This window comes from Gloeocapsopsis sp. IPPAS B-1203 (assembly GCF_002749975.1).
In the GTDB taxonomy this organism is placed as follows: domain Bacteria; phylum Cyanobacteriota; class Cyanobacteriia; order Cyanobacteriales; family Chroococcidiopsidaceae; genus Gloeocapsopsis.
The window spans coordinates 719357-730786 of the sequence record NZ_PEIG01000001.1 but is presented as its reverse complement, the minus strand read 5'-3'; the positions used below and the strand labels follow the sequence as shown (position 1 = coordinate 730786).

Here is an 11430-nt window from a genome sequence, read left to right as displayed (position 1 = left end):
TAAGTAAAGATTATGAACGACTACCACAAACCTCGGAGACTTTTATTTATATTGCCATGATCCGTATTATGGTTCGACGACTTGCATGATTTTTAACGCGCTTTGACTTTTCAAACATCCTCTTAGAGAAGTCGCCAAAAAGTGATGCGATCGCATTTCCATGAACTAGCTTCAGTGACTCTCGAATAAGAAAGATGCCATGATGTGTTAATTAGAGTTGTCACTTGGCTCGTTAAAATGATTTTATAGGCTGGATTGAGGAGAATTCTGATGACGTTGCCAGAATTGCAAAAACAGGCATTACAATTACCGATTAGCGATCGCTGGCGTTTAGTTCAGTTATTACTAGCATCAATTCAACAAGAAACGTCAATTTCTCCGAGTTCAACTGAAAAGGAAAAGTCTTTAATGGATCTCGATCCTTGGACTCAAAGTTTAATCGGTGTCATCACACTAGATACAGCAGATACAACAGAATCCTATGTGGATTATCTTGAGGAGAAGTACCGTTGAAGCGGGTGTTGTTTGATAGTGATGTGTTGCTAGATGTTTTAGCACAGCGCCAGCCGTTTGTTATAGCTTCTGCACAAGCATTGAATACAGTTACGCAGCAACAAGTACAAGGTTATGTTTCAGGTCATGCAGTTACTAATATTTTCTATGTTTTGCGGCGTCAAATTGGCAATCAGTCGGCACGCCAGCAACTTGCGAAGATTTTGCAACACATTCAAGTTGCTAGTGTAACAGATGAGGTAATTCGGCAAGCGTTGCAAAGCTCAATGACAGACTTTGAAGATGCAGTAACAAGCGCAGTAGCCAATGTTGCTGGTTTAGAGGTTATTGTGACGCGAAATACACCAGATTTTATGGCTTCTTCTGTTTGTGCAATGATGCCACAAGATTTTTTGACAATGCTATCCCAGTTAGAATTGTAGCAACACAAAGAGCATTTTTAGATGTTTCTGGGAAGATCGCAATTTATATGACAACTACAGCAACAGTGCGGGCGATCGCGCTATGGTTAATATTAAGTGATAAGTTGGGAGTAATTATCAAATGCTTTATGTAGAACTTCCACAAGCACAGGCAGAGTTAGCACAATTGCTAGGTCAAGTTTTATCTGGAGAAGAAGTCATTATTTCACAAGCTGGTACTCCAATTGCGCGAATAGTACCGATTGATAAGCCATCAGTGCGAATTCCAGGCTTAGATCGCGATCAAGTCGTCATTGCTGCTGATTTTGATGATCCCCTACCAGAAGATATTCTTAATGACTTTCTTTGCCCTGTAGACCAGGTAGAATGAGAGCAATACTCGATACGCATACGTTTCTTTGGTGGGTTACAGATGATTCTAGGCTTTCCTCTACGGTGCGAAGTTTAATCATTGAGCCTAGTAATATATTCTACTTGAGTGCTGCGAGTGCATGGGAAATCGTCATTAAAGTGCGTTTAGGAAAACTGATTTTACCTGATATTCCAGAACGTTATATTCCCAGTCGATTAGCAATGAACCGATTTGAGAGTTTATCGATTCAAATAACTCACGCTTTGCAGGTGGTGAATTTACCAGATTTGCATCGAGATCCTTTTGATCGAATACTGATTGCTCAAAGCCAAATTGAGAAAATGCCGATTGTTACTTTAGATAAGCAAATTATCAAATACTCAGTTGAGGTGATTTGGTAAGTCCTGCTTAATACTTAGAATTATAGTAGAGGTCAGAGGTTAGGGTTTAGGGTTAAGCGATAGTTCAAGTAATGATTCTAAGTCTCTGTCATGTCCTAACTGTCTTGACTATTACTATAATTTTTGGCGCGATCGCACTTTTGTTAATTACTCTAATCGCACTTTCATCCTCTGACACACAAATACACTAGTGTGCTTGCAAGATTTTACTCAAATCTGGGCATATTAGCAATTGAAGTAAATTAGCAGTAGGACTTGCAGGATATGAATCAGGTTTTGACTGAAATTAGTGAGAAGATTCGACAGCAGTTTGATACCAAACCTAACCCAGAATTGCCTTAGAGAAGTCGCCAAAAAGTGATGCGATCGCATTTCCATGAACTAGCTTCAGTGACTCTTGAATAAGAAAGATGCCATGATGTGTTAACTAGAGTTGTCACTTGGCTCGTTAAAATGATTTTATAGGCTGGATTGAGGAGAATGCTGATGACATTGCCAGAATTGCAAAAACAGGCATTACAATTACCGATTAGCGATCGCTGGCAGTTGATACAAGCTCTTTTGGAGTCTCTCAAACGCGAAGCACATCCCAAGCCCAAACAGAGAAATCTGTCTCGACTGCGAGGAATTGTGAATTCAACTATTACAGGAGAAACTGATCCTCAAGAGGAGTACATAACTTATTTGACCGAAAAATATCAGTAATGCGGATTTTGATTGATACTAATGTGGTTCTTGACTTCTTGCAAGAACGAGAGCCGTTTGTGGAAAATGCAGCAATATTTTTGAGCGTATTGATGCTGGAGATGTTGAGGGATTTATTGCAGCAACGACAATCACCAACATTTATTATATCGTCTGTAGAGCAGCAGGGAGAGTAGTGGCTCAAGATGCTATTACGCAAGTTCTGTCAGATTTAAACATTTGTGCAATCGATTTAGAAATACTAGAACGAGCGCTTGCACTGAATTTTCAAGATTTTGAGGATGCACTACAGTATGTCTGTGCGGTAATGCATAACGTGGATGCAATAGTAACTCGCGATCCGTCTGGATTTGTTAAGGCGGAGATTCCGTAATCTTGCCTGAAGAACTTGATACTATCAGTAGGGGTGAGCGAAGAAACTAAAGCAATTATTTGGTACAGCAGAAGGGGGAGTGTTACCCTGATCGCACCACGATGACTATCTTCATCTTTTAGGCGATCGCCTAGAGGTACAGCAATACGTGCAATCGCGTCTAGCATGGGCAAAGCCCAATCGTACTTTCAATAACAGCAGAATTCCTCTACGATTGATTACCATAGCGCAGTGCAGGCGATCGCAATTTCTTATGTAATCTAGTCATGCAAAATCACCACATCAGTATTGCTTGTCTCATTTATGGTTGATCTTTACTAAGGAAACAAAACTTGAAGGTGGCGAATGAATGAACAACAGATGAAGATATTACATCAAAAAATTCACGCAGGAGTAAAAGGGGCGATCGCCACTTCGATTGAACAGCATCGTCAACGAGGGCAATCAATTAGTATTTGGCTTGAGGCAAAGTTGTCACCGATTCTATACTTGACACTCCCCGCCGTAAACGGTCGGGGATTCTTGGTTCACAGTCCAATCTTAACTGAGTAGGATTGCTCCAACCCAGCCAGAGGATCAAACTCCCCAAGCTTATAAGATCCGGTATGCCCTACCGTACTTAGTCCTCGTTGTAGGATGTTTAGGGAAGCGTTGATATCTCTATCTTCTACATAATTACAGTGTGGACAAACATGAGTTCTAGTAGATAAAGACTTCTGCACTTTCTCCCCACAGTTAGAGCAAATTTGACTGGTATTATGGGGCGCAACTGCTACAGTTACTTTGCCATATTTATAACCGAAATACTCTAACCAATGCCGGAAAGTAGACCATCCTGCATCACTAATCGATTTAGCTAAATGTCGATTTTTAACCATGCCTTGAACATTTAAATTTTCATAGGCTACTAAGTCGTTAGACTTGATTAAACGGAGTGCCACTCTCTTGACAAACTCTTCTCGTTGCCTACTTATTTTTAAATGCGCCCTAGCATATCGAATGAGCGCTTTGTGATAAGTCTTGGACTGAGGTTTACCCCGCTTAAACTTTTTAGACTTCCTCCTATTTAAACGATTCAACTGTTGTTCACCTGAACGATAAAACTGTGGGTTGTGCTCAATATTCCCTTGACTATCCGCCAAGAAATACTTGATACCCACATCAATACCTACTGCTTTTTGACTGGGAGTTATAGGCTCAACCGTGTCTCTAGGATCTAGTTGTATTGAGAACTGCACGTAATATCCATCGGCACGACGTATAATTCTCACTCGCTTGATTTGCTCTAAGGAATAAAAATTTAAGTCCCTGGAACCTATTAATTTGAGATTACCTATCCCTTTCTTGTCGGTGAAAGTAATATGCTTCTGGTTGTCTGATAATTTCCATCCCGATACTTTATATTCGACTGAACGAGAGTGTTTTTTGAATTGCGGATATCCCTTCTTACCAGGTTTCTGTTTTTTGCAGTTGTCGTAAAAGCGATTCACCGCCCTTAACACTCTTTCAACAGCAGTTTGGCAAGCATGACAATTCAGGTCTTCTACAAATTTAAACTGCTTTCTTAAGCTAGTGTTATATCTAAACATCTCGGTCTTTCCTATACCACGATTATCCATCCAAAAACGAAGCACCTTGTTACGGACGAACTGAGCTGTCCTAATCGCTTCATTAATGGCAACTATTTGTTGTGGTTTTGGATTGACTTTGTACTCGTAGATAAACACGTTTGATACTGATGTGTTTGGTATCAAATACTATAATAACATCAAACCAGAAATAAAAAGTCCCCCTGGAAGGGGGAGGCTTGTATCCCATTAATTTCGGTCAAGGATTCTTGCTCAAAATCAGAGCCGAACTTGATTGCGATATTATAGAGTCAGTCTGAAGTGCAGGTTTTTCCCTATGACTACCTTGCCAGAAATCGAAGCGGCTATTAAACAATTGCCTGAAGGTGATGTTCGCCAACTTTCAGCTTGGTTGCAAGAGTATTTGGATGAGATGTGGGATCGGCAAATTGAAGCCGATTTAGTATCAGGTAGACTGGGCAAGCTAATTGCTAAAGCAGAGGCAGATATTGCAGCTAACAGAGTGAGAAGTCTTGATGAAGTCTTTCACAACACCTGACTTTTGGGAAGCGTATGCAGAGTTAAATCCAGAAGTGAAGGAACAAGCTCAAAAAGTATATCAACTTTGGCAAGAAAATCCGCTGCATCCTTCTTTGCACTTCAAAAAGGTAGGAAAAAATCTGTGGTCTGCGCGGGTCAGTGGTGGTTATCGAGCATTAGCCCTAAAGAAGGGTGATGACTATTATTGGTTCTGGATTGGTGCTCATAACGAATACGAAGCTTTGCTGAATTGAGCGCCTGTTAAGACTGGGCTAACATAAGCCTTGGAGCGAACTGGCGAAAGGTTCTGGTGTAGATGCTAAGGTTACTTGCCTAATTCAGGCGATCGCACTTTTATTTCTGGTAGTGTAGGCGATTGGGCTTTGCCCACGTGATCGCGCGATCGCAACCCCAATTACCAATTATCAATTACCAAATTTAAAGTCATTGTAAAGTTTCCTGTTTCTTGTGGGCATATTAGTGAGTGAATGCTAAACAAGTCCACGCAGGAGAAGCGCCCGATGCAGGTAGAGACTAAGGAACTGAGTGAGAAAATTCGACAGCAGTTTGATACCGGACCATACCCCCGAATTGCGTTAGAGAAGTCACCAAAAAATGATGCGATCGCGCTGTATATTCATAGCTTGGTGAATGCGTATTATTTGAGAAATCAAAAAGTTATTAGTACTGAAGGTAAGTTAATTTTAGATGCTGGGTGTGGTTCTGGGTATAAGTCACTTGTACTTGCTGAAGCAAACCCAGGGGCGAAGATTGTTGGGGTAGATATCTCTGCAAACTCGATTGAACTGGCAAAACAACGGTTGCAACATCACGGCTTTGAGAATGCTGAGTTTTATGTGTGTGGGATTGAAGATTTACCAAGTTTAGGTTTGCAGTTCGATTATATTAATTGCGATGATACTCTATACTTTTTTTCTGAACCTGCGGTTGGGTTGCAGGCGATGAAGTTAGTTCTCAAGCCTGATGGTATTATCCGTGCTAATTTACACAGTTCATTGCAAAGGAGATATTACTATCGCGCTCAGGAAATCTTCAAAATGATGGGGTTGATGGATGACAACCCTGAAGAGTTAGAGATTGACTTGGTGCGAGACACGATGAATGCTTTGAAGGATCAAGTAGAACTCAAATCTATTACTTGGAGAGCTGAATTAGAGAAGGATGAGGAGCGGATCTTAGCAAACTACTTGTTGCAAGGTGACAACGGTTTTACAATTCCTGATATGTTTTCTGCTTTAAGAGCAGCGAATCTAGAGTTTATCAGTATGGTGAACTGGCGACAATGGAATTTGATGGAGTTGTTTAAAGAGCCAGATAATTTACCAGCATTCTTAGCAATGAGTTTACCCGAAACATCGATAGAAGAACAATTGCATTTATTTGAACTATTTCATCCTTTTCACCGATTATTAGACTTTTGGTGTGGTCATCCTGATCAAGTGCAATCCTTTAATCCAGTTGCAGAGTGGACATTATTTGATTGGCAAGCCGCACAAGTGCATTTGGTTCCGCAACTGCAAACAGCAGAGATTAAACAAGAACTTATTGACTGCATTACACAAATGAAACCATTTGAAATCAGTCAGCATCTGCCGATTCCTGAAAACCCTGTATCTATGGACAGCACTATTGCAGCTTGTCTACTACCTTTGTGGGATAGTTCGCAGTCAGTCAAAGCACTAGTAAAACGTTGGCAGCAATTACGAACAGTAAACCCTGTTACACTAGAGCAAACAGGCGAAACAGAAGCTTTAGAAGTGGTAAGTCAAGCGTTGACGGGGTTGGAGAGTCGAGGTTTTGTACTTTTAGAGCGTCCTACTTAATTAGCGAAAAGAGAACTTGAAAACTGGCGTGATAGAAGCTTAGCGGTAGTGGGTACTTTAAAGCAAGAAGGTACAAACTACTCACAACCAACAAATTGAGATGAAGGCAGAACTAAAAGCAAAGTTGCTGAAAAACCTGAACCCAAAGAATCAGGATCAAGGCTTCACGCTGATTGAACTGCTTGTAGTGATTATTATTATAGGTATTTTGTCTGTGATCGCTTTACCTACATTTCTTAAGCAAGCTGCTAAGGCTCGGCAATCGGAAGCAAAAAATAACGTTGACGCAATGAATCGATCACAGCAAGTTTACTATCTTGAGAACCAAACTTTTACAGAAGACATTAATATGCTAAGTATTGGTATCTCTAGTAGCAATAATTACTCGTATTTTTCAGTAGCTACGGCTGATGGAATAACAAGTGGTGTCGCGAATAAAGCTAAGGCGCTGGAATCCGATCTCAAAGGCTATGCTGGTGGTGTTTTCAGAACGGCTGGACAAACTACTCAAACAATTATGTGTGAGGTTCTTATTGCTGGAACCGACTTACCGGAAAGCCCAAATAGTGGTAGTGCTTGCGATGCGGCTACTCAAACTCGTATGAAATAGATAAAGACAAGGTACTGCATTATTACTTACAGCATTACTCTATGTTTATCTGTTGCTCTTTTAAGTCTGTAGATTTACTGAATTTTTGTGAGTGGTGATATGAATGATTTCAGATGTGGGCAAGTTATGAGTAACAGGCTTAGAAAGCAATAATTCATCAATTAAGGGAACTACTCAAATGAAAACTGAACTTAAAGCTAAATTTCTACAACATCTGCTCAAGAAGAAACCACAGGATCAAGGTTTTACTCTAATTGAACTACTCGTTGTAATCATTATTATTGGTATTCTTTCTGCTATTGCTCTACCCTCATTCTTAAATCAAACTGCTAAAGCTCGTCAATCGGAAGCTAGAACTAATGTTGGCGCAATGAATAGAGCGCAGCAAGCGTATTATCTTGAAAACCAAGCTTTTGCTGCTACCAACGTCTCTGATTTAGGTCTCGGTCTTTCCAACAGTGATAATTATACTTATTCAGTAGGTTCACTAACAAGCGGTGTTGCTAACAAAGCAAAATCAGCTAACGCTGACCTCAAGGGCTACGCTGGTGGAGTCTTTAACGTAAGTGGAAATACCCAAGCCATCTTGTGTGAAACAACTGGTGCTGGTAACGGAACTATTCCTGACCCAAGTAACCATAGTGCTTGCGGTACTGACCTCAAGAGAATGAATTAGCGATTGAATCAAGTCTTACTCAGTTCAGAATTTTTGTTAGGGGTGGTTAGAGTTTCTCTACCTCCTCTTTTTACTTTTTAAAATGTGTTTTTGTAATAAATCTAGCTAAAGATACCTTCTCAATTCGTATGACTTCTGTACACAATTTAGTGAATGACGATGATTGGCAACAGCAAGCTTATCAATGCTTACTTCAGAAGGACTACATTCAGGCAATATATCTTTATGAACAAGCGATTGAATTAGAACCAGAGGTAAAGTCTTACTACTGGCACTCAGGTTTATTGCTACTGTTGCAAGGGCAAGAAGCAGAAGCTCAGATGGCTTGGATGCTGGGAATGGCAGATGGTGAGCCAGAACAGATTGAGCAGTGGTCAGCAGAATTAGTGCAAGTTCTGCAAGTAGAAGCAGAGAGGCAAGAATCACTCCAAGACTATCAAGTTGCTTGGGCAATCCGGCAACATATCAGGGAAATTGCACCAAATAATATCAATAACTTACTATATTGTGTTGCGCTCTCTATTCATCTGGGAATCTTTACAGGTGAGTATCTGATGGATTCAGGAATTATTAATTTAATACAAACCAAGGAGCAAACGGTCAATTTTACCTTGTTACAACTCACACTGGAAATGGTTTTAAACTCTGCTCCGAAACATCCAGTGGTTTTTATTTTTACTGAAGTTTGTCTGTTGTCTGCTTCTGAACCTCAAGCATTTATCGATACCATACTAGATGCTAGTTTAAAAATTGCTCATTCCGCTAAAGATGCTAGATTAGCAGCACAATTTCTTGAACTTTGCTTAGAACAAAAGCCTCAAAAGACTGAATTGCTGTATCATCTAGCAGTATTTTATCAAGATTCTCATCAATATCTTAAAGGTATAAATACAGCTAAGGATTATTATGATTTGACGGAACCTTTGGTTGAAAAAATTGTTGCGAACCACATTGTCATTAGAGCTTTGATGTCTGCATCCGGTTATTGGCAAGAAGCGGAAGCAAGATTGTTACAACAACAATCTTTAATGCTTTCGCTTATCAAGGAACCTTACCCAAACATTAAACCTAGTTTGATTTTTAGTTTATACAACTCAGATTTTTTCTTTCCTTACCTCAAAGACGATCCGCGCAAAAATCACTTTATTCAGAGTCAGATTTCTCGTCTTTGTTATGAAAGTTACGTAGATTATGCAAAAGAGACTGTAGAAAAATATCATTACTCAAAATCATCTAGTTTTCAAAAAAATATAAACAAAAAGCCTCTTAAAATTGGCTATGTCTCTCACTTTCTACGCAAACATTCTGTTGGTTTGCTTTCTCGATGGCTTTTTCAACATCACGATCGCAAACAATTTGAAGTGTATGCCTATTTAGTCGGTTACTCATCAACTGATGACTTTGTGCAGCAGTGGTTTATTAACAACACCCATCGCACGTATAGATTTGAAGTCCCCAACGAACAAGTCTCTAAGCGTATTCGAGAAGATGAAATTGATATTTTAATTGATTTAGATAGCTTGACTTTTCCGTCAATGTGCGAAATTTTGAGTACGAAACCTGCGCCTATTCAAGCTACTTGGTTAGGTTGGGATGCTTCAGGGTTGCCATCAATCGATTATTTTATTGCCGATCCTTACGTATTACCTGACGATGCACAAGAATATTACACAGAAAAGATTGTGCGATTACCCAATACATATATCGCAGTTGATGGATTTGAAGTTGGTATACCCAGTTTACGACGCGATCGCCTAAATATTTCAAACGATGCAGTGATTTATCTGGTAACACAAAATGGTTACAAACGTCACCTAGATAATGTCCGGCTACAAATGAGGATTATTAAAGAAGTACCAAACAGCTACCTTCTAATTAAAGGTTTAGGTGATGAAGAATCCTCTAAAAGATTCTTTGAAAATGTTGCCCAAGAAATTGGTGTAGAATGCGATCGCCTGCGATTTTTACCCAGAACTGCTTCTGAAGAAATCCATCGTGCCAATATAGCGATCGCTGATGTAGTATTAGATACTTATCCATACAATGGAGCAACGACAACACTAGAAACTCTATGGATGGGTGTACCTTTAGTAACACGAGTAGGACAACAATTTGCAGCCCGAAACAGCTACGCTTTCTTAAAAAATGTCGGTGTAGATGAAGGAATTGCTTGGAGTGATGACGAATATATTGAGTGGGGTGTACGTTTAGGTAAAGATGCTGCTTTACGACAGCAAGTAGCTTGGAAACTCAAAGCTTCGCGACAAACTTCACCACTGTGGAATGCTAAACAGTTTACCCGTGAGATGGAAAATGCTTTTCGGCAAATGTGGCAAACTTACGTTGAAAGTAGCAGTTGATTGTAGTTTTCTTCAAAATCACGGTCAAGTAGTTTTTAAGCAAAATGCATCTACTACCAGCAGTGTGCTTGTCCTCCCCGATCGCATATGAGTTATTTGTTTGTGTGCTATTCTGATATACTTGAAATATATCAAGCTAGCTCAAGCAGCTTGAGAAAACTTGTGTAAGAAAGCAAATAATCCATTGCTAATTAGAACTCAATACAACTCGCCAGAAGATTTTATTAGCGCTATACAAACTGCGTTGGAATGTGGCGATCACGCAACTGCGCAGCAGATTTCAACTCAAGCGACTGAAAATTACCCTCATCACAAGCAATTGCTAAAGTATGCTCATGTTTTAGCACCGCCAAAAATAAGCATAGATAAGCGCCCTTTACATCGAGATACACAAGCCAATCAAAACTGGATAAAAGAGAATAGAAACGAATACAAAGGACAATGGGTTGCACTCCGCAATGGTCAGCTTTTATCTTCAGCAAGTTCTGCAAAAGAATTAATTGAACAACTTGGTGACACAAAAGGTATATTTTTGACTGCTATTTATTGATGTTGCTGCAAACTGCTAGTGGTGACGCTTTCGCAACAGGTGCAATGCAATACGATTACCGTCCTGTTAGTGCAACGGAAACTACAAATAGAATTATATTGTTAGTAGAAATTGAAGGTATACTAACAGAAGCAGTAGTTGATACAGGTGCGCCCTACGTAATCTGTGCGCCGCAAGTTGCTAGACTGGCAGGATTTGATCGTACCTATGCTCTAGAAAAAATAAGAATGGTTGTTCGAGGGATGCAGTTAGAAGGAAGTCTCACTCGTTTAAATATCAGACTGTTAGCAACCGAAGGTGAGGATTTGAATGTAGATGCTACTGTTTTTATCCCAGATCTAGAGGAGTATTGGGGAAACTTTCCTTCATTTATCGGTTTAACTGGATTTTTAGAAAGACTTTGCTTTGCCGTTGATCCATCAACCGATACTTTTTATTTTGGTTCACTCTCGTAGTTCAATTGTATGCTAAACCAAGTTTTGAACTTGTGAAATTATCCATCAGAAGCGATCGCAA

General features: G+C 39.8%; 17 protein-coding genes and 1 pseudogene. 17 read left to right on the top strand and 1 reads right to left on the bottom strand.

The genetic code is table 11. The annotated features are described in order from the left end of the window. The 9 genes and pseudogenes from CSQ79_RS03305 to CSQ79_RS03270 form a co-directional block, all read left to right on the top strand. Window positions 1-89 (top strand): annotated as a pseudogene (locus tag CSQ79_RS03305) (IS5/IS1182 family transposase); the annotation flags it as partial. A gap of 181 nt (window positions 90-270) precedes the next feature. Continuing rightward, window positions 271-513: a hypothetical protein gene (locus tag CSQ79_RS03300; protein ID WP_099699741.1), complete on the top strand. Its 243-nt coding sequence runs from the start codon at window positions 271-273 to the stop codon at window positions 511-513. Further along, a complete protein-coding gene (locus CSQ79_RS03295) occupies window positions 510-935 on the top strand; it encodes a PIN domain-containing protein (RefSeq protein ID WP_099699740.1) in 426 nt (141 codons plus the stop codon). Before CSQ79_RS03300 ends, CSQ79_RS03295 begins: the two co-directional genes overlap by 4 nt. Before the next feature lie 121 nt (window positions 936-1056). Beyond that, entirely contained in the window at window positions 1057-1305 is a 249-nt protein-coding gene (locus CSQ79_RS03290) for a type II toxin-antitoxin system Phd/YefM family antitoxin (RefSeq protein ID WP_099699739.1), read from the top strand. Then, a complete protein-coding gene (locus CSQ79_RS03285; protein WP_099699738.1) occupies window positions 1302-1688 on the top strand; it encodes a type II toxin-antitoxin system VapC family toxin in 387 nt (128 codons plus the stop codon). The genes CSQ79_RS03290 and CSQ79_RS03285 overlap by 4 nt, the downstream gene beginning before the upstream one ends. A 486-nt stretch (window positions 1689-2174) precedes the next feature. Continuing rightward, window positions 2175-2393, top strand: a complete 219-nt coding sequence (locus tag CSQ79_RS03280) for a hypothetical protein (RefSeq protein ID WP_099699792.1) — start codon at window positions 2175-2177, stop codon at window positions 2391-2393. Further along, entirely contained in the window at window positions 2393-2569 is a 177-nt protein-coding gene (locus tag CSQ79_RS27345; RefSeq protein ID WP_289500398.1) for a PIN domain-containing protein, read from the top strand. Before CSQ79_RS03280 ends, CSQ79_RS27345 begins: the two co-directional genes overlap by 1 nt. Continuing rightward, entirely contained in the window at window positions 2509-2766 is a 258-nt protein-coding gene (locus CSQ79_RS27340; protein ID WP_354000889.1) for a type II toxin-antitoxin system VapC family toxin, read from the top strand. Before CSQ79_RS27345 ends, CSQ79_RS27340 begins: the two co-directional genes overlap by 61 nt. Window positions 2767-3111: 345 nt before the next feature. Further along, entirely contained in the window at window positions 3112-3318 is a 207-nt protein-coding gene (locus tag CSQ79_RS03270) for a hypothetical protein (RefSeq protein WP_099699737.1), read from the top strand. Here the strand turns inward: CSQ79_RS03270 and CSQ79_RS03265 are convergent. After that, a complete protein-coding gene (locus CSQ79_RS03265) occupies window positions 3294-4493 on the bottom strand; it encodes an RNA-guided endonuclease InsQ/TnpB family protein (protein WP_099699736.1) in 1200 nt (399 codons plus the stop codon). The genes CSQ79_RS03270 and CSQ79_RS03265 overlap by 25 nt on opposite strands. Before the next feature lie 178 nt (window positions 4494-4671). Here CSQ79_RS03265 and CSQ79_RS03260 point away from each other — a divergent pair, with 178 nt between their 5' ends. The 8 genes from CSQ79_RS03260 (at window position 4672) to CSQ79_RS27335 (ending at window position 11369) form a co-directional block, all read left to right on the top strand. Next, entirely contained in the window at window positions 4672-4893 is a 222-nt protein-coding gene (locus tag CSQ79_RS03260; RefSeq protein WP_099699735.1) for a hypothetical protein, read from the top strand. After that, on the top strand, window positions 4871-5128 hold the full coding sequence (locus tag CSQ79_RS03255) for a type II toxin-antitoxin system RelE family toxin (RefSeq protein WP_099699734.1): 258 nt from the start codon (window positions 4871-4873) through the stop codon (window positions 5126-5128). Before CSQ79_RS03260 ends, CSQ79_RS03255 begins: the two co-directional genes overlap by 23 nt. A gap of 267 nt (window positions 5129-5395) precedes the next feature. Next, complete coding sequence (locus CSQ79_RS03250) at window positions 5396-6718, top strand: class I SAM-dependent methyltransferase (RefSeq protein ID WP_099699733.1); 1323 nt, start codon at window positions 5396-5398, stop codon at window positions 6716-6718. Between the two features lie 100 nt (window positions 6719-6818). Beyond that, a complete protein-coding gene (locus CSQ79_RS03245; RefSeq protein ID WP_099699732.1) occupies window positions 6819-7328 on the top strand; it encodes a type IV pilin-like G/H family protein in 510 nt (169 codons plus the stop codon). Between the two features lie 178 nt (window positions 7329-7506). Then, complete coding sequence (locus CSQ79_RS03240; protein ID WP_099699731.1) at window positions 7507-8004, top strand: type IV pilin-like G/H family protein; 498 nt, start codon at window positions 7507-7509, stop codon at window positions 8002-8004. 128 nt (window positions 8005-8132) lie between these two features. Continuing rightward, the gene (locus tag CSQ79_RS03235; protein ID WP_099699730.1) at window positions 8133-10364 is read left to right on the top strand and encodes an O-linked N-acetylglucosamine transferase, SPINDLY family protein; all 2232 of its coding nucleotides are present in this window, start codon (window positions 8133-8135) and stop codon (window positions 10362-10364) included. A gap of 184 nt (window positions 10365-10548) precedes the next feature. After that, a complete protein-coding gene (locus tag CSQ79_RS03230; RefSeq protein WP_289500391.1) occupies window positions 10549-10914 on the top strand; it encodes a hypothetical protein in 366 nt (121 codons plus the stop codon). Further along, window positions 10914-11369 carry a pepsin/retropepsin-like aspartic protease family protein gene (locus CSQ79_RS27335; protein ID WP_289500390.1) on the top strand — a complete coding sequence of 152 codons (456 nt, stop codon included), beginning with the start codon at window positions 10914-10916 and terminating at the stop codon, window positions 11367-11369. The genes CSQ79_RS03230 and CSQ79_RS27335 overlap by 1 nt, the downstream gene beginning before the upstream one ends. The last annotated feature ends 61 nt before the right edge of the window (window positions 11370-11430 follow it).